We start from the raw sequence: 18,020 nt of genomic DNA, 5'->3' as shown, positions 1-18,020 counted from the left end.
GCGTTCTCCTTGGGTTTGGCGTGGGGATTTCTTAATTATGCGCGCGGCAGCCCAAAACCTGAGCCGTGAGTTCTTCGGCGCTTAAGAGTTTGCCGCCCTTTTCCGCCTGAAATTTTTCTGCGGAGGCCTTATCGGCAAAAGGCGCAAGGCTCGGGCCCATCACGGCCTTCATTTCGGAGCCGTAAACGTACCAAGCACTGCGGGCATCAATCATGGCGGCATCATCGGGATGCGTCCAGCCGGTTTTGCCGGCGTCGTGCACGTAGGCACCTTTGACGTCACCGGCTTTGGTGAGTTCACAGGCCAAAGCTCTCGCCGAACAAAAGGCCTTCTGTGTGCCGTCAGGCATGACGATTACGCCCTTGGGACCGGGATAGCGGAGGATTTCCATGCCGCAGGAAGCACAGCGCTCGCCCGCGTGAATCACGGGTGTCTGCGCCGCAGCGGCACCCACGGTCAAAATCACCGCGGCAGTAAGGCCCGCTCTTAACCAAAGTCCGACCATCCATCACTCCTTTTTTTGCCGGTACGGATACCGAGATTACGCGAGAACCGTACCGGAGGGAAAGTCAAAAACCGGTTTCTTGCGTTGACACGCATAGACGGAATCTTCAAGCCTCATTGATATGCATCAAACCCGTGCAAAAACAATGAACTTCTCCTCCGGTACTCACCGAACTCTTTTCCGTGTGGCAGACCTACCTTACCGTGGGATGGCCCCCGGAAGCGGCGGCAGCGTTTCTGTCTGCGCGGGACATCGCAGCTGCTGATCACGTTTTGGCGCAGTACCTCTAGGCCTTACGGGGCGACTTTTCCGCCAACGCCCAAGGCGCCGAAACCCGGCGCATCGGAAACGTGTGGCAGTCGGTGCCCCAGCAGCTCGTAGCCAGCGCATCGAACTTTTTCCTCTCAAAGGTGAGCACCGATGCCCGCGCCCGCGAGTACCGGTCGGCTGTCTTTTGGCTTGAAGAAGCCGGGCTCATCACACGGATTTACCGTGCCCGAAAGCCCGCACTTCCGCTTTCGGCTGACTGCAATTTCGACGCTTACAAGGTGAGCCTTTTTGACACCGGCCTTTTGCGCGCGGCAGCCGGAATTTCGCCTGACGCGCTGCAAAGTCAAACGCCCGAGGCTGCTGCCGTGCGGGCTGCACTGAACCGCAATGCGCTGACGCAGAGTCTCACGGCGCAGCTTAAGGCAAGACCGGCCTACTTCGAGACAAACGGCCGGATGTCGGCGGACTTTCTGCACCGACCTCATCCCGGCGGAACTTGCTCTAAATCCCAGCCGCCGAAAGAGCACCGTCAAACGCTTTGCCGTGCGGCAGAAGATGCCCTTTGCCGTACGGTTTTCACACGACAACCTGAGTTTTACTGACGGCGTGATGACAATTCCGCTGCCGCTGGCGGACTGGACGGCCAAACTCATCGGCCTCACTGAAAACAGTGCTTATTAAGACAGCACCTACAGAACCGCAGCCGCGTAGTACGGCAAGAACAAAATGCCGTCTTGCTCTTTCACCTCACCGTGGTGAAGAACAATGCCGTCTCCTATACGGCTGCCGTAAGTGGCTTTAATACGTTCAAGTGACTTGATACTCAATGACTTACCGGACTTTACTTCCAAAGGAACAACCTTTTTTCCCTTCCGCATCAGAAAGTCAATTTCCATCACAGTTTTACGCGTTTTGGCATCGCGTTTTGCGTAGAAGTAGGCCTTATGCCCGCCGGATCTCAGACACTGGGCCACAACATTTTCCACGAGCATTCCTTCATTAACCTGCAGACGGTCGAGAAGAACGGCCTTGTAGAGGTCATTATCCATGTATGTCCCGTCGTAAAAGGCCAAAGTCACCAGCAACCCCGTATCCGTCAGATAGCACTTAAAAGACGAGTCCGTGATGCCGAGATTAAAAGCAACGCTCGGGTCTTCCACATTAAATGCAAGGTTGACAACCATGGCTTCATCAAGCCAACGTACCGGCCCACGGTATTCGCGCAACCGGGCCTGCGGATCAATATGCGAGATCACAAACCGCTTGTCGCGCTTGGACAGTTCTGACGGAATCTGCTCAAAGAAATTACCGACATACTCGGATTTCTCTTCGTTTTGTTCCTGCATATCCTGCTTGTAGAGCCTGAGAATTTCATGCTTGACGAAGTCAGCTTTCTCAAAATTTTTGTCCGGTAAAAATGCTGAAACAACCTGCGGCATTCCTCCCACAAGCATGTACTCCCGGAAGCGGTTCATGATGCTCTGATGCATGGCTCCGAAAGGCTTTCTCGCCTCGACACGACTGCGGATCATCGGAATTGTCACATGATCATCCTGAGCCCAAAGGAATTCTTCAAAATCCATCGGCAGAACATCGAGCGAGTACTCCTCCGACGGAATCAGAATATCCTTGCTTTTTTTAGTAATTCCTGCCAAAGACCCCGTTTCAAGGTAGTGATATCGACCGTCTTCCAGCAGAGTCTTCAATGCCTGCCGGGCTGCAGGAAAGAGCTGAACCTCATCCAGGATAATGAGCGATTCACCCCGAAAGAGTTTTGTTTTGTAAATCAGTTGCAGCGTCTCAAAGAGGGTATCAAGGTCAAGTAACCCGTTTACGAAGAGATTGCGGACATCATCTGTTACCTGATCAAACCTGATCAGAATATGTGACTTATATGCCTCTTCGCCAAGCTTCTTAGCCAGCGTGGTTTTTCCCACACGACGTGCTCCTTTTAAAAACAAGGCGTACTTCGGAGCGTAGTCATGCTTCCAGCGCAACATCTCTTGGTAAATTTTTCGTTCAAACATTGGGGTATCCGATGAATTTTCACAATTGCGCCAGATATTTTATGAGTATTTTTCACAATTGCGCCAAATCTTTTTCATCATATTTCCACAATTGCTACAACCATCATTTGGTATTTTTCCACAATTGCGCAAATCTCATGCACTAAAAGAACCAAGAGACACAGCCCGCCACTCACACCTTGCGCCGGAAAAACACATACGCCAGGGGCAATGACGCCCCTGCCACCACTGCCGCAGGCCAGAGCACCGCAAACATCTCGCCCCACGTGCAGCCCGCAAGGTACACGCGCCGCATTGCAAGAAGTGCAAAGCGCAGGGGATCGAGCCACGTGAGTGCCTGCACCCACTCCGCCATATTCGCGACCGGCGTAAAAAGCCCGGAAAGAAGCACCATCGGCACGAGGTTGACGACAACCAGAAGAAGCGCCTGCTGCATGTTCTTGCTGTAGGCTGAAATCGCAAGCCCCAGCCCCACGACCGCCGCGATAAAAATGAGAAGAATCGTAAGAATCTGAGCAAAACTCCCCGCAAGCGGAATCCGGAACCACCACAAGTCCGCCGCGAGAATAAGGCACGCCTGCATGAGTCCCACCACCATCGGCACAAAGGCCTTGGCAAAAAGAATCTGCCCGGTTGTGACGGGCGTGACGGAGAGTTGCTCAAACGTCCCCTGCTCCCGCTCACGCGCCACCGACAGGGCTGCGAGCACCACGGTCTGCAGCATCGAAAGCATGACGATGAGCCCGGGCATGATGAACCACTGCGTGATGTTGTTGGGGTTATAAAAAAGGCGCATCGCCACGCCCGCCGTGACGCCGCTTTTTTCGGCCGAAAAGTCACTCACAATCGTCTGCAGGTAGCCTGCCGCCAACTGCGCGGTCGTGGAGTTGCGGCCGTCCACCACGACCTGCACGGGCGCGGTGCGGCCCGAATAAAAGCGCGAAGAAAAGTCGGGCGCAATCACCGCCACCACAAGCGCGTCGGTTTCATCAACCGCGCGCCTTACCTGCGCAGTGTTGGTAAGCGTTGCCACCCGCTGAAAAATCCCGCCCGCTTCAATGCGTCGTATGAGCTCGGAGGAAAGCTCAGTTTTCGCCAAATCACAGACCGCGTAAGGGATGCGCTCAAGGTTAAAACTTGCGATATACCCGAAGAGAATGATGTAAAGAATGATGGGCGCCACAAGAATCATGCGGCTTGTGCGGTCCTTTAAGACCGAGAGAAACTCTTTTTTAACGAGCGCTGTGTGCGCCACGGAGAAAAACGCTCTCATTTCCGGATCCTCTTGGCGCACTGCCCGTACGCTAGCGTAAGAAACAATACGGCAAAGGCCGTGAGCACGGCAAAGTCCCGGATCGTGAGTTCCGGCATCCCGCCCGTTAAAAAGCCGAGCCGCAGTAGCTCCATGTAGTAGACCGGCGGAAAGGCGTGCGCAAGCCAGTCGGCCCAGACCGGGGCGCTTCGCAAGTCAAAGATAAAGCCCGAAAGAATCACGGCCGGCAAAAAGCCCGAGAGGATCGTGATTTGGCTTGCAAGAAACTGTGAGCGCGTCACGCCCGAAACAAAGAGTCCGAGCCCGAGCCCAATCAAAAGGTAGAGGGCGGATGAGACCGTAATCACCGTAAGACTCCTCCGCACCGGCACGTCGTAGAGAAAAAGCGCGGCTAAAAGACAGAGCCCCCAGCCGACGAGCCCCAGCACAAAGTACGGAAGCACCTTGGATATGAGAATTGCCAGGGGTGAGGCCGGCGTTGCAATCAAGGCTTCCATCGTGCCCCTCTCCCATTCACGCGCAAGCACAAGGCCCGTTAGCATCATCCCGGTCATCGTGAGCACAATGACCATCAGTCCCGGCACGAGATACCTGCGGCTCTCCGCGCTCTCGTTAAACCAGATGCGGGGCACCGTCGCGGCGCCCGCTGCCTGTGAGTTTTTCACGCGCGCAATCATCGCCGCAGCCGTCACGGCGTTACCGATCATCACCGCCCTCGGCGCGTCAATGCCGTCAATCAAAAGCTGCGCTGCGGTCGCACCCCGCCGGGTTTCAAGCACCAGCAGCGCCTCAACGTCAAAGGCTTTCAAAGCCTTTTCCCCTTCGGCGCGCGAGGTGAAAACCGTGGTTTTAAAGACGGGGTTATGGGTAAAAGCGGTTGTGAGCGCCTGCGCTTCCCCGGTTTTGGCTTCCTGCGCAATCCCGAGGCGCACGTCGCGGATGTCAAAACTTAACCCGTAACCAAACAAAATAATGAGCACCACAGGCATCACGATCCCGAGCAAAAAGGCGCTCTTATCCCGCATGATCTGCCGGGTTTCCTTCAAGGTGAGCGCCGCCGTGTGGCGCCAAAAGTCCGCAAAGCTCATGACGCCTCTCCTCGCCCCGCCTGTACCACCCGGATAAAGGCCGCTTCCATCGTAGGGGCGTCGCCGCGGATTGCTTCAGGGGTACCGGCCGCAATCGTGCGGCCCGCATCCTGAATGAGAAGCCGGTCGCAATACTGCGCCTCTTCCATGAAGTGCGTGGTGACGATAATCGTGACGCCTGCGGCCGAAAGTTCCGTCATCCACCGCCAGAAACGGCGCCGTGCCATGACGTCTGCGCCGCTTGTGGGTTCATCAAGAAAGAGAACCGAGGGTTCGTGAATCAAAGCCGCCGCCATCGCCAGGCGCTGCTTCATGCCGCCCGGCAACTCCCCCGCGGTTTTATCCAAGACGTCGGTTAACGCCAGCGACGCCGTGAGCTCCACAATGCGCGCGTCCGCCACTTTTTTCGTCAGTCCATAGGCCCCTGCAAAAAACCGCAGGTTTTCCCGCACCGTGAGGTTGCCGTAAAGCGAAAATTTCTGCGACATGTAGCCTAAGCGTGAGCGCGCGAGGTTTCTTGAGGCGCGGACGTTGACGCCCGCGACTTCGAGGTCGCCGCCGCTTACCTCCAGCAGGCCGCAAATCATCCGGAAGGTCGTGGTTTTCCCCGCGCCGTTGGGCCCCAAAAGCCCGAAGATTTCCCCGGGGTGCACCACGAACGACGTTTTATCCACCGCCGTAAAAGCCCCGAACCGCCGCACGATGTCCTGCGCGCGGATAACGGGGTCAGAGACCGCGGCCCGCCCTTTAACGGTAAGTGCATTGCCGGTCTGCGTAAGGCCCAGGACCTTTTCCCGCCACGCAAGATACCCGTCTTCCAGGCGCGCGGTGGCCTCCGTGACGGTGAGCGCCGGAAAAGCCGCGGTAAGCTCTGCCGCCGTGACGCCGTCCCTTAAAAGCACATGCACGCCTCCGGCAAGCGGCAGGGCGTCAAGCACCAAAGCAGAGTCAGAAAGCTCAGCCTGCACGTCCCGTACGCGCCCGGTGTAGCCCGCGACCTGCACCGTGCGGCCTGCGGCATGCGCGGTGACTTCAGCGGGAGTGCCGGTAAGCTGCAGGCGGCCCCCTTCAAGAAGCGCCACCTGATCACACTGCGCGGCCTCGTCCATGTAGGTCGTCGCAATGACGACCGTCATCTTCCCGGCGCCGCTTTCGGCTTTGAGAATCTCAAAAAGTTCCTTTTTAGATAAGGGGTCCACCCCCACCGTGGGTTCATCCAGAAGCAACACGTCCGGGCGGTTTAAAAGCGCACAGGCCAAACCCAGCTTTTGCTTCATGCCGCCCGAAAGTTTCCCCGCGGGGCGCGCGGTAAAAGCGGTGAGCTGCGTCATCGCAAGAAGCCTTGCGATTCTCTCCTCCCTCTCTTTACCGTCAATACCGAAAAGGTCGGCGTAGAGAAGGAAATTTTCCATGACGGAAAGGTCTTCATAGAGCCCGAACTTCTGCGGCATGTAGCCGATCCGCGTTTTAACGCCCGCGTTTTCCGGGTAAAGCGCTTCCCCCAAGACCGTCACCGAGCCTTTTTGCGGCCGCAGCACGCCCGCCATCACGCGCATGAGCGTGGTTTTGCCTGCGCCGTCAGCGCCCGCTAGCGCCGTGAGCGACCCCGCTTTGATTGTGAGCGTGATGTCGTCAATCAGGGGCTTAACCGCACCTTTTTCAAAGCGGCTCACACGGGTGACTGTGAGGGCCTCGGCCATAACTATTTCCCCAGCGAAACCGTCACGGGCATCCCGAGCCGCAGCGCACCGTCGGGATCAGCCACCGTGATGCGCACCTCGTACACAAGGCTGGTTCTCAGCTCTTCGGTCTGCACGGTTTTGGGCGTAAATTCCGCGACCGTGGAAATAAAGCCCACGGTGCCTTCAAAGGCCTTACCCGGCGCGCTGTCGGTAAAAACCGCAACCTTTTGCCCGGTACGGATACGCCCGAGGTTCACTTCATCGATGTAGGCCCTCACCCACAGGGGGTCGGTGAGCGCGAGTTCAAAGACGGGCGTTGCCGCTGAAACCATGCTCCCGGCTTCTAAAAAGCGCTCGCGCACGACGGCGTCCGCCGGAGCCGTGAGGGTGCAGTTTTTAAGCATCCGTTCGGCGTCAGCCGTCTGCACGCGCGCTGATGCGAGCCGAGCTCTTGCGACCTCGAGTTCTTCAGCGCGGGTGCCGGCTAAAAGCAGATCGAGTTCTTTTTGTGCCGCATTGCGCTGCGCCAGGTCCACTTTCTGCTGCGAGCAGACCTGATCAATCCTTAAGGGGCTTGTGGCCGTGCCGAGTTTTTTCTCACGCTCACAGGTGCGGCGGGAAAGCTGCAGGGCGGCCTCTGACGCCGCCACACGGGCGCGTGCGGCGTCAATCTGTTCGGTGCGGCTGCCGGCCAAAAGCAAATCAAGGTTTTTCTGCGCAACGGTTTGCGCTGCGCGGGCCGCATCCAGGGTAATGCGGTAACGGGTGTCGTCAAGTTGCGCGATCACCTCACCCTTTTTCACCGTGTCGCCTTCTTCGAGCGCAACGGAGGCGAGCCTGCCACCCTCTTCAAAGGCGGGGCTGACGGTCCTCATATCGACGCTCCCGTAAATTTTGAGCGCACCTTCTTCGGTCTTAAAAACACCGGTGTACACCGCAACGGCTGCCGCCGCGAGACACACAACCACCGCTGCGGCAGCAAGGATTATCTTTGCCATGTCTGGCCCCGTATGTTTTTGTTCTCAATATTGCAGGTATATCAGCGTTTTCTTTTGTGTTCAACCCAAAGGCATGCACGCCGTTACAGTTTGCGCAATACTTTCTAATACGATCGTCGTTTGTTCTCCGACACCGCCATGCGCATCCAGTACGCTTCTGACCTGCACCTCACTTTCGGCCGCAATTTCCAATATGTCCTTTCAGGGGAGCATCAAGCCCGAGGGTGACGTCTTTGGGCTTGCGGGTGACATTGCCAAAATCCAACACCTCGAGCGCTACGACGCGTTTTGGGACTGGTGCTCGGAACACTTCAAAGAAACGATTTTTGTGCCCGGAAACCACGACTGGTACGGCTGCTGGATTTCCATAATGCGCTGAAGTGCCAAGTAAATCAGCTTCTTGGCGGATTCTTCATGCGCAAACATGGTTCGAGTTTTGATTACCTTCCGAACGCCACGGTTGAGAGCCTCAATCTACCGCCCAAGGTCTTCTTTCTGATCATGAGACGACACCCTGGCGTAACCGACATCACGGCGGTCATTCTGTTCTTCAGGCGAATCATCATTTTGGACAAACCGGCGGTGCCCGCCGAAAGTACGGGAGCAACTGAGCAGGCCCTTCGCAACCCTGCGACGGATGGTGCTTACAGAGACGTCGTACTGTTTGGCAACGAGGCCTATGGAGACCAATGTCATCTAAACAACCCGCGCTTGAAAGCGCAGGGTTTCCTGACACAGTGCAGGCTTTCCCGCAACAGGCAAGGTTTTTGAGGCCTTGTCTGCCCGGGCGTCCCCTGCACCACAGGAACATTTAAAACGCAACCGCTCTACGGGTACGGGCTTCATCAGCTCGATCCGTCGGTTCCGGCGAAGGACTGCTTCGTCTTGCCGATTCTCTGGTTTGTACTGCACTATCGATCCGGCGTTCCCTGAGACTTGTTTGAGCCTCGCAAGCGCTGATTGCTCAGCCTTCAGATCGTAGCTGTCAGTGGCTGGATCCGCAAAATACAGGTCCATGGCGGCCGCGACATCGCGGTCCATGTACCAGTCCGTGTCTCCCAACTGATGACTTCTCTCCCAAAGAGCCTTCTTACGGTACGTTCCCGTTTCGGGATCGTGCTGACTCGGGCGCAGTTTCCGGGGACTGACTTTCACCACACAACAGCCGGCGCTTTCAGCCTTACTTGTCATCCGGGTTATCAATCCTGCAATACCGCTTTTGCCCAAACTCTTGCCGTATCCGGCTCTCTGAAATGCTTTGTATGAGTTCTTCTCCACAATGACGGTGCCGGCCCTGCCGAACACCTGGTTAATCACTTCGCCGTGCAGGCAACGGCGGGTTTCCGCCTGGCGGCGGTACAGATCCGCAAGTTTTGCCTTTGTTGCCTTATAGGTCTTGGATTCCTTCCAGACAATCTTTTTTCCGGCGGCTTTAACGGTGCCGTCCGCGTTGTAGCACTCCCGATTCGTGTCTCTGCGGGAGCGGTCCATGGCACGTAAAAGACGCGCAATCTCCTTTTCCTGAGAGACAGTGCCCGCGCTCACCAAAATTTTTTGCTGCCACTCGGGGCTGTAAAAAGTCATGGTCCTCGGGCCCGGATCAACAGCCACCTTGAGATCCTTGGGAGCATAAACGTGCTTGACGGGCGGTACGCCTTCGACAATGAGCTGAACAAAGTAGCGCATACGGCCGCGGATCATCCGCCGGACAAGACGGCAGTATTTGACACGCTTAAAACCGGACGGATCTGTTGCTGAAAGAAGAGCTTCTTTCTGCCAGGCATCCGGCGCTTCAGCCTTTATCACCAGATCCAGAACCTCGAGCGTCCACGTCTTGGCCTTCCAACGAAGCCCCGCTTTGTTTGATTTTCCCTCAACGCTGTGCAAGCCCCGTTTAGCACTCTTAAACCGCGGCTGACCTCCCTGATGAAGCAGCCAGCGCTCAATGCCCTGCCAGACACGTGTGGCAATTTTCTGCGCTTCGTTGATGCCGATGCGCTTTGTAAAGCCGCCCTTGGCACGGTACTCTTTCACGACATCATGCAGGGCATACTCGGAAAGGAGGGCGGACTTCTGAATTTCCTTAAACCGCTTGTTGCGGTCTTTGCCCTTGGGCATCGCGGCCGTGAGCTTTCATGCTTCAGTGCTTTTCATGGCGCGCACGCGTTTCTTTGCCGTTCCGAGAACAGCATTGAAGAGCTGGCGTGCATCGGAGAAGTAGGTCTCCAGTGCACTTTCCTGATCCTCTCCGATTTTCAGGCCCAGCTCGATGACAAGGGACGGTGTGCGCGATTTCATAGCGGCTGAATATACCTTAAGCGAAAACTATGTGCATGGTTTGGCTGCGTTTGGGCCAAGATTAAAAAAATTTCGAAAGCCCGCATTCCTCCCGGGGCTCAAGCCCCGGGCTTCCTGCGGGAAATTCTGTGAGCCTCCTTTCCTGCGGTTCAAAAAACGCCGTTTAACCTTACAGCAGCATGATGGTAGATTTGGGAGATTTTTTCTCGACTAGCAAAGCCCGAAGGGCGGACTTTCTGCGTTCAGAGCGCTTACTGCTGCGTGTCCCGCGGAATCCGCTTAATCTCTTCCACAACCACCGCGTCTTCCACCACCGTGGTGCGTTTGACGCCGGCCTGGGCCTTGTCGCCGGGCTTGAGCCCCTCTTCAGGGGCACGGGCTTCAGCCACGCGGTCTTCAGCGTCTTCCTGAGCGCGCATCTCTTCCTGCATGCGCTTACGTAAGTTTTCCAGCGGATCGCCGTGCCGCCAGCGCCAGTAGACGCCGTAAAGCGCAAGCGCCGCCACGCAGATCAGCACAAAAAGCAAAATGCCGCCGATCACGGGCAGAAGCAATATGCCGATCCCCACGACCGCCGCAAGCACCACGGCGGAGACAAGAAACTGAACAATGGGATTGACGGGACGGCCGTTGATGTAAAGCGCCATGGCGGTGTGTACAAACCTTTGTAAGAAGAATTACGTAACCGGTATTTTGCAGCAGGGCGGGCCCCTGCAAATGTAAACAAACGCATCCGTTTGTACGCATTTTCCTCTGTTTTGAGGTCCTTCTCCTCAAGAAATACCCGCACGCGGCGCCCCGGACGGCGTGCGCGTGAATGAAATCCTTTATCATTCGCGCACCCGTTTCCGAGTATCATCAACGAAAACTATCGACTTTTGTCGAACGATGGACGAAAATTATCGACATCCGTTCAGCGGCCGCGCCCGTCGCCTGCCGCCCTGCCCATAAGGCAGCTACTTATCGACTAAGCATATGACTACAACGACTTGCAAACAGCCTCTGCCCGATGTGCAGAGCTCGATTGACACACGCCGCATCGCCATTGACCGCGTGGGCGTGAGGGGTCTTACGGTTCCGATGACCGTCCAAAGCGTTGACGGCGCGCAGCCTACGGTTGCCAAGGCCAGTATGTACGTGAGCCTTCCGGCCGAGCACAAGGGCACGCACATGTCCCGCTTTGTGGCGCTCATCTACGAAAACAAGGAACCCTTGTCCGAGCCCATGATGCGCAACCTTCTTGCGCGCATGCTCGAACTTCTGGAAGCCGAAAACGGCTACATCGAAATCAGTGCGCCGTTCTTTGTGATGAAGGCAAGCCCGGTTTCCGGTCTTAAGAGCCTCATGAACTACGAAATCCGCTACATCGCCGAGAAAAAGGACGGTGTGACGAAGGTTCTGCAGGAAATTAAGGCCCCCGTAACGAGCCTTTGCCCCTGCAGCCGCGAAATCAGCGACTACGGCGCGCACAATCAGCGCTCGATCCTGACGGTGTCGCTGGAACTGGCTTCCGACATGTCGCTTGAAGACCAGATCCGCATTGCGGAAACGTCCGCCTCCTGCGAACTCTGGAGCCGCTTAAAGCGCAGCGACGAAAAGTACGTTACGGAATTTGCCTACGACCATCCGAAGTTTGTGGAAGACATCGTGCGCGACATGGCCGGTCAGTTAAACGCCGACAGCCGCGTGGTGAGCTACCACGTCACCGCCGAAAACTTCGAGTCGATTCACAATCACTCGGCCTACGCCGAAATCAGCCGCGACAAGCGCCGCGTCTGAGGCTTTTGCTCACGGCCCGCCCGCTTCTTTTAAAATAACGGGCGCAGCGGAAAAACGAAGCCGCTTATCCGTTTCGGGTGTTCCCCGACGGAAGGCGGCTTTTTCTTTTCCTGTTAAGTTTGTTTACCGATCGCGCGGGCGACTTTACGTTCTCCTTTGCGATTGCCTGATATTGTTTCGAAACTCACGCTGCAGAAGGCCAAAAAAGGCACTCTGCGCGGGCCCTTAAGCTCGGCCCCTATCCGGATTTCCGTCATGATTGAAGAACAGAAACTCGCGCTTACGGCGCTTTTAAACGATGCCCTCAAAGCCAACGGTATCGAGGGCGTCACCGCGCGCCTGGAGCGCCCCAAGGACGCCGCCCACGGCGACTTTGCGTGCACCACGGCGCTGCAGTGCGCCAAGATTCTGAAGAAAAACCCCCGCGAAGTGGCGCAACTCCTCGTGGCGTCCCTTAACAACGATCCCCGCGGTAAGGCGCTTTTGGCGGCCATTGAAATCGCGGGGCCCGGGTTCATCAATCTGACGCTCAATAAAGAAGCGGCGCTTTCCGCCGTCAAGGACGTTCTCACCAAGGGCGAGGACTTCGGTAAAAGCACCGCCTTTGCGGGCCAAAGCGTTTTGCTCGAATATGTGTCCGCCAATCCCACAGGGCCCCTGCATCTGGGGCACGCCCGTCAGGGAGCTTTGGGTGACGTTCTTTCGCGTGTGATGGCCACCCAGGGCTACAAGGTGATGCGCGAGTTCTACTACAACGACGCGGGCGTGCAGATTGATAACCTCACGCTTTCCGTTGCCGCGCGCGCCAAGGAAATTAAGGGCGAAGCCAAACCCGAGGACTTCCCCGAAAACGGTTACCACGGCGACTACATCATGGATATCGCCCGGGATTACCTTGCGAAAAAACCGGTGGTGACGACCACCGGTGAAACGGTTGAAGCCTGCGGGTGCCCGGACAACAAGGAAAACATCCGCCGCTATGCAGTGGCGTACCTTCGTAACGAACAAGACAGCGACCTTAAGGCCCTCGGGGTTGCCTTTGACAACTTCTACCTTGAAAGTTCGCTTTACACCTCCGGGCGCGTTCAAAAAGCCGTTGAAGCCATTGAAAAGGCGGGCTACACGTATGAAGCCGAGGGGGCGCTGTGGCTCAGAACCACCGACCCTGACTTTGCGCGCTTTAAGGACGACAAAGACCGCGTGATGCGCAAAAAGGACGGGCACTTCACGTACTTTGTGCCCGACGTTGCCTACCACCTTGCGAAGTTTGAAAGGGGCTTTACGCGCGCAATCAACATCCAGGGATCGGACCATCACGGCACCACGGCCCGCGTGCGTATCGGCCTTCAGGCCGCAAGCAAAACCCTCGGCATCACGATTCCGGACACCTTCCCCGAGTATCTCCTGCACAAGATGCTTCTGGTGATGAAGGGGGGCGAAGAAGTGAAGATGAGTAAGCGCGCCGGCACCTATGTGACGCTCAGAGACCTCGTTGACTGGGTCGGGCGCGACGCGGCCCGCTACTTCCTGGTGTCCCGAAAGAGCGACGCCGAGTTTGTCTTTGACATTGACCTTGCCGTTAAAAAGAGCGACGAAAACCCGGTTTACTACCTGCAGTACGCGCATGCGCGCATCTGCTCGGTGCTAACGCAGGCCGAGGAAAAGGGCTTTAAGGTGCCCACCGCTCAAGAAGCCGCCGCGTGCGATCTGACGCTTCTTGACTCCCCGCAGGCCAAGGCCCTTGTTGCCAAGATGGCTGATTACGGCAACACCCTGGCCGTAGCAGCGCGCGATCTCGCACCGCACTTAATCTGCGTGTACCTCAAAGAGCTCGCTGCGGACTTTCACGCCTACTACAACGCCGACCGGATTCTCGTGGACGATGCCGCGGTGCGTACGGCGCGGCTGGCACTTCTTTTGGCCGCACGTCAGGTTTTGCGTAACGGTCTTAACGTGCTCGGGATTTCCGCGCCCGAACACATGTAAACGGAACGACACACGATGCCCGCAAGAACAAAATCAGGTTTCGGCTGGACCGCGCTTTTCTGGTCCTTTGCCCTGGGCGTCACCGCGGCACTGGCGGTGGCGGCGGCCGTTTTTATGTTTATCAACAACGCACCCGTGCCCTTTGTGAATAAAGTCGACCAAAGCGCGGTGGCCGTAAACGAAGAGCTTTTGGACGGCCGCCTTGACCCCAACAAGAAGCTTTACGCCGAAGGTCAGGGTGAGGTGCAGCAGGCCGCGCAACCGGGGGCTGTGGCTGCGGTCACAGCCGACGGCAAGTCTGCAACGGCTCTGCCCGGCTCCGCCGCAGCTCAGGGGACAAGTGAGGGCGAAACGCTTGACACCCACCGCTACTGGGTGCAGGCCGGGGCCTTCAGTCAGAGTGCGGACGCCGAGAGCATGCGCGCCCGCATCGCTTTTATCGGGCTTGACGCCCAGATCAGCTACCGTAACGAAGGCGGACAGAGGCTCTACCGCGTGCGCGTGGGGCCTTTTGACACCGAAGCGCAGGCCGAGGAAATCCGCCAGAGCCTCGCCGACAACGCCATTCAGGGTAACCTCATCAAACTTCAGGATTAAAAAAACAACTTTTACAGGGACGAAACCAACATGATTTCACGCAGAGTGCTTTTGGGGGCCGCTGGCGCTCTCACCCTTCCCGTATCGTTGACCGCGAATGCCGCGCCCGTAGCGGGCAAAGACTACCTTGTCGTGCGCCCCGCGGTGCCCGTTGCCGCCAAGCCCGTCATCATTCATGACTTCTTTGCCTACACGTGCCCGCACTGCCTCGCGTTTGCGCCCATGATGGATGAGTACATCAAGAGCCTTCCCAAGGACGGGTCGGTTAAGGTGATTCCTGTGCCCGTTGCCTGGAACGCGCAGTACGAGATCTTTCCGCGCACGTACTTTGCTCTCGAAGCTTTAGGTAAGTTTGACGCGCTTCATATGCCGTTTTGGGAATGGGTCATCAAGGAAGAGCACGACTGGAAGGACGTCGAAGGCATGAACGCCGACGTCACGAAGTGGTTTACCAAGAACGGTATTTCTGAGAGCGACTTCACCGGTGCCGTGAAGTCCTTCTCCGTGGTTGCCAAGTCCCGTACGGCCTTTTCGACCTGGCAGAGTTACGGCGTGGATTCCACCCCGAGCGTGGGTGTGGCGGGCCGCTGGCTCACGGCGCCTCACCTCACCGGCACGCGCCGCGCCACGATTGAAACGATCAAGTTCCTCGTGGATCTCGCGAAAAAGGCTTAATTCTCACCGGACAGTGTGACGTCATGCGAATCTTTATCACAGGGGCCTCAAGCGGCATCGGCGCGGAAATGGCCAAGATCTTTGCCGCCAGAGGCGACACCGTGGGCCTGGTGGGCCGAAGTGAAGAGAAGCTCGAGAGTGTTCTCGCCGCCCTGCCCGCGGGAGAGCACCGCCTCTACGCGCTTGACGTCACCGACCGCAAGGCATTGATTGACGCGGCCGCGGACTTTGAAGCCCACGGCCCCACGGACACGGTGATTGCGAACGCCGGGATTTCGATCGGCGTTAAAACCGAGTACTACGAAGATCTCGACGTGCTCGAGAGAATCTACCGCACCAACGTCTTTGCGATGGCCTGTACCTTCCACGCCTTTATTGATCCCATGCGCCGCAGAGGCCGCGGGCACTTTGTGGGAACGGGGTCGGTAGCCGGTATCCGGGGGCTTCCCGGAAGCGAAGCCTATTGCTCAAGCAAAGCCGCCGTCATCAGCTACCTTGAGAGCCTGCGTAACGACGTGCGCCCCTACGGGATTGATGTGACAACGATCTCTCCGGGGTTTGTAAAAACCCCTCTTACGGCCAAAAACCCGTACAAGATGCCGTTTTTACTCGAAGCCGATGAGTTTGCGCGCCGTGCCGTCAAAGCCATTGACGCGCACGTCTCCTACCGCACGATTCCGTGGCAGATGGGGGTGCTGAGCAAAATCCTGCGTTTGCTTCCCAATGCCGTCTTTGATAAGGCGGTCGCCGGGCGCGGGGAAAAGCCGCGCGCCAAGGACCTCTGAGAAAAGCCCCGGAAAAAACGCGGAGAAAGGCACGTCTCCGGATGTGCCTTTTTTCTGTCCTTATTTCAATGGACCAAGAGCCCGGTACCAATAAAAAAAGTCGTCTGATCTATTAGCCACTGTATAAAATCCCTCAGTGTAACGACGAATTTTCGAGTAAAAAACCTCGGTACAGCGAGGATTTTTCGTAACGGTACCGCAATTCTGTTTCGCATTTACAGAGACCATATAGTGGCTGCTCCTGTGAGTGTCTTAGACCGGTACCTGGGAACAACCATTAGATGTCATACCGCCTTCGCGGCCGTCGCCGACCTGGCTTTAAAGGCACTTAAAAGTAAGCCGCAGTCCAAAAAAGGCTGCGGCATTTTTGCGGGTACGCCCGCGGTAAAAGCGGCTTACGGCCGTCTCAGACCTGACTCATTCAGGCCCGGATCGAACTTGTTCCATTTTGCAACAAGTTCGATTTCTATTAAAACCCGCTTTTCTATAGGTCTCATCAAAAGCCCCGCAACGACCGGCATCAGCTTTAAAAAGTGCGGCCCTATTCGTTTAACGCCAGCGCAATTGCCTCAAGATTGGCCTTCATGCGCTCAGCATAGGTTTTGCCGCCTTCAGCCGTCTCCATCGTGTAGATCACCTTCACTTTGGCGCCGGCTTCCTTGGCCAAAGTCCGCGCCACGGCGGGACTCACCATTTCCTCGGTAAAAATCGTCTTCACACCTTCCCTGCGGCAGAGTTTGGCAAGGTCCGCAAGTTTCCGGATCGTGGGTTCGCCCTCGGCAAAAGTGTCTTCAACACTTAACTGCGTAAGCCCGAAATCCCGGCACAGATAGGCAAAGGCCGCATGGCTTGTCACAAACACCCGGCGCTTTGCGCTCTTAAAGCGCGCGGCGTAAGTCGCGGCAAGGGCCTCAAGAGGCTTTTTAAAGGCGGCAAACCGCGCATTAAAGTAAGGAGCGTCCGCGGGCCGCAGCGCTGAAAGCGCCTTACGGATCGCATCAGCCTCGTAAACGGCGCCCGATATACTTAACCACACATGGGGATCCGTATCCCCGTGCTCGCGGATTTCGCCGGGATCGGTGAGCTTAATCGGCGTAAAACCACGGCTTGCGGTCACAACCTTCAGGCCCGGTGCCGCAGCCGAGGCCGTTTTCTCAGCCCACGGTTCCATCCCGAGGCCGTTTACGACAAAAAGGTCGCTTGCCTTAAGCCGCCCCATCGTGGCAATCGTGGGCGTAAAGCCGTGCGGCTCGGTGTCGGCCGGAATAAGCCCCGAGACCGAGACTTTGTCACCGCCCACAGCTTCAACAAACTCCTTGAGCGCATTAAAAGAAACCGCCACGCGCAACTTTCCGCCGGAAGCCGGTGCCGCAAAAACGCCGGGCGCCACCGCCACGGCCGCAATTGATGCCGCCAAAACACGACGCTGCATTGTTTCGTACCTCCCTAAATACGAAAATGATTTTCGATTTCTGAAATCATAGACCGTTTTCCGGCGCCCGCACGATGACTTACAATGATTTTCAGTTTCAATTGAAGGGGGGCTTTATGCCGCGCACGCCGGGTTATGCCACGCGCCAGCGCTCGCTGGTGCTTGAATGTCTCAAAGCGCATGCCGGACAGTATCTGTCGGTGGCTGACATCGCGGCGGATCTCACGAAAAAGGGAAGCCCCGTCGGGGTTACCACGATCTACCGGGCGCTCGAAAAACTCGCTTCCGAAGGCACCGTGCGCCGCTTTGTTCCGGACAGAACGTCGCCCGCTGTCTTTGAGTATCTGGAAAACCCGGCGCAGGCAGAATTTCACGTGCGCTGCAAGGGCTGCGGGAAACTTTTTCACCTGCACTGCAGCGAAATTGCCCGGATGGCTGAGGCGCTTTCCGCGCATTTGTCCGGCGAGCACGGTGTGGCGCTTGACCTGCAGGACACGGTGATTCAGGGCCTTTGCAGTGACTGTCTCACAAAAACGCAGAAACCCGCGCACAGCACCGGGCAGTGTGCCTGCGGACACCACCACTGAGGCCGCACCAAGGCCAATCTGCCCGGACGTTACCGGCC

Annotated in this window: 17 protein-coding genes and 2 pseudogenes; 7 read left to right on the top strand and 12 right to left on the bottom strand. The window is 57.0% G+C overall.

The genetic code is table 11. The features are described from left to right. Window positions 1–31 precede the first annotated feature (31 nt). A complete protein-coding gene (locus tag BQ7486_RS07810; protein ID WP_074009628.1) occupies window positions 32–505 on the bottom strand; it encodes a nitrous oxide reductase accessory protein NosL in 474 nt (157 codons plus the stop codon). Window positions 506–819: 314 nt separating this feature from the next. On the opposite strand from BQ7486_RS07810, the pseudogene BQ7486_RS07805 reads away from it, so the two are divergent. Next, window positions 820–1,377, top strand: a pseudogene (locus tag BQ7486_RS07805) (DUF4143 domain-containing protein); the annotation flags it as partial. A gap of 87 nt (window positions 1,378–1,464) precedes the next feature. Here the strand turns inward: BQ7486_RS07805 and BQ7486_RS07800 are convergent. The 10 genes and pseudogenes from BQ7486_RS07800 to BQ7486_RS07760 form a co-directional block, all read right to left on the bottom strand. Further along, the gene (locus BQ7486_RS07800) at window positions 1,465–2,802 is read right to left on the bottom strand and encodes an ATP-binding protein (protein WP_074009626.1); all 1,338 of its coding nucleotides are present in this window, start codon (window positions 2,800–2,802) and stop codon (window positions 1,465–1,467) included. Window positions 2,803–2,974: 172 nt separating this feature from the next. Further along, on the bottom strand, window positions 2,975–4,075 hold the full coding sequence (locus BQ7486_RS07795) for an ABC transporter permease (protein ID WP_074010087.1): 1,101 nt from the start codon (window positions 4,073–4,075) through the stop codon (window positions 2,975–2,977). Further along, window positions 4,072–5,163 (bottom strand): ABC transporter permease, encoded by a 1,092-nt coding sequence (locus BQ7486_RS07790; protein ID WP_074009625.1) that lies wholly within the window; start codon window positions 5,161–5,163, stop codon window positions 4,072–4,074. The genes BQ7486_RS07795 and BQ7486_RS07790 overlap by 4 nt, the downstream gene beginning before the upstream one ends. After that, the gene (locus BQ7486_RS07785; RefSeq protein WP_074009624.1) at window positions 5,160–6,863 is read right to left on the bottom strand and encodes an ATP-binding cassette domain-containing protein; all 1,704 of its coding nucleotides are present in this window, start codon (window positions 6,861–6,863) and stop codon (window positions 5,160–5,162) included. Before BQ7486_RS07785 ends, BQ7486_RS07790 begins: the two co-directional genes overlap by 4 nt. Window positions 6,864–6,865: 2 nt before the next feature. Continuing rightward, the gene (locus tag BQ7486_RS07780; protein WP_074009623.1) at window positions 6,866–7,843 is read right to left on the bottom strand and encodes an HlyD family secretion protein; all 978 of its coding nucleotides are present in this window, start codon (window positions 7,841–7,843) and stop codon (window positions 6,866–6,868) included. 276 nt (window positions 7,844–8,119) lie between these two features. Next, window positions 8,120–8,317, bottom strand: a pseudogene (locus tag BQ7486_RS12510) (hypothetical protein); the annotation flags it as partial. Next, complete coding sequence (locus BQ7486_RS12505; RefSeq protein WP_074009622.1) at window positions 8,318–8,539, bottom strand: MerR family DNA-binding transcriptional regulator; 222 nt, start codon at window positions 8,537–8,539, stop codon at window positions 8,318–8,320. Beyond that, window positions 8,540–9,961 carry a hypothetical protein gene (locus tag BQ7486_RS07765; protein WP_074009621.1) on the bottom strand — a complete coding sequence of 474 codons (1,422 nt, stop codon included), beginning with the start codon at window positions 9,959–9,961 and terminating at the stop codon, window positions 8,540–8,542. A gap of 15 nt (window positions 9,962–9,976) precedes the next feature. Next, window positions 9,977–10,141: a hypothetical protein gene (locus BQ7486_RS11945; RefSeq protein WP_154666317.1), complete on the bottom strand. Its 165-nt coding sequence runs from the start codon at window positions 10,139–10,141 to the stop codon at window positions 9,977–9,979. A 251-nt stretch (window positions 10,142–10,392) separates the two neighbouring features. Continuing rightward, the gene (locus BQ7486_RS07760) at window positions 10,393–10,788 is read right to left on the bottom strand and encodes a hypothetical protein (protein ID WP_022372435.1); all 396 of its coding nucleotides are present in this window, start codon (window positions 10,786–10,788) and stop codon (window positions 10,393–10,395) included. A 328-nt stretch (window positions 10,789–11,116) separates the two neighbouring features. Here BQ7486_RS07760 and folE2 point away from each other — a divergent pair, with 328 nt between their 5' ends. The 5 genes from folE2 to BQ7486_RS07735 all read left to right on the top strand — a co-directional run bounded on the left by folE2 (window position 11,117) and on the right by BQ7486_RS07735 (window position 15,963). Continuing rightward, a complete protein-coding gene (folE2, locus tag BQ7486_RS07755; protein WP_022372434.1) occupies window positions 11,117–11,920 on the top strand; it encodes a GTP cyclohydrolase FolE2 in 804 nt (267 codons plus the stop codon). A gap of 255 nt (window positions 11,921–12,175) precedes the next feature. After that, window positions 12,176–13,906 carry an arginine--tRNA ligase gene (gene argS, locus BQ7486_RS07750; RefSeq protein ID WP_074010086.1) on the top strand — a complete coding sequence of 577 codons (1,731 nt, stop codon included), beginning with the start codon at window positions 12,176–12,178 and terminating at the stop codon, window positions 13,904–13,906. Between the two features lie 15 nt (window positions 13,907–13,921). Beyond that, window positions 13,922–14,503: an SPOR domain-containing protein gene (locus BQ7486_RS07745; protein WP_022372432.1), complete on the top strand. Its 582-nt coding sequence runs from the start codon at window positions 13,922–13,924 to the stop codon at window positions 14,501–14,503. 30 nt (window positions 14,504–14,533) lie between these two features. Continuing rightward, the gene (locus BQ7486_RS07740; RefSeq protein WP_022372431.1) at window positions 14,534–15,178 is read left to right on the top strand and encodes a thiol:disulfide interchange protein DsbA/DsbL; all 645 of its coding nucleotides are present in this window, start codon (window positions 14,534–14,536) and stop codon (window positions 15,176–15,178) included. 23 nt (window positions 15,179–15,201) lie between these two features. Beyond that, the gene (locus tag BQ7486_RS07735) at window positions 15,202–15,963 is read left to right on the top strand and encodes an SDR family oxidoreductase (RefSeq protein WP_022372430.1); all 762 of its coding nucleotides are present in this window, start codon (window positions 15,202–15,204) and stop codon (window positions 15,961–15,963) included. Between the two features lie 541 nt (window positions 15,964–16,504). On the opposite strand, the gene BQ7486_RS07730 is transcribed toward BQ7486_RS07735, so the two are convergent. Next, complete coding sequence (locus BQ7486_RS07730) at window positions 16,505–17,395, bottom strand: metal ABC transporter solute-binding protein, Zn/Mn family (RefSeq protein WP_074009620.1); 891 nt, start codon at window positions 17,393–17,395, stop codon at window positions 16,505–16,507. Between the two features lie 74 nt (window positions 17,396–17,469). Between BQ7486_RS07730 and BQ7486_RS07725 the strand changes: the two genes are divergently transcribed. Continuing rightward, the gene (locus tag BQ7486_RS07725; protein WP_074009619.1) at window positions 17,470–17,982 is read left to right on the top strand and encodes a Fur family transcriptional regulator; all 513 of its coding nucleotides are present in this window, start codon (window positions 17,470–17,472) and stop codon (window positions 17,980–17,982) included. Window positions 17,983–18,020: the final 38 nt, after the last annotated feature.

Source organism: Duodenibacillus massiliensis (assembly GCF_900128485.1).
GTDB lineage: Bacteria > Pseudomonadota > Gammaproteobacteria > Burkholderiales > Burkholderiaceae_F > Duodenibacillus > Duodenibacillus massiliensis.
This window is presented reverse-complemented; position numbering and strand designations above follow the sequence as displayed.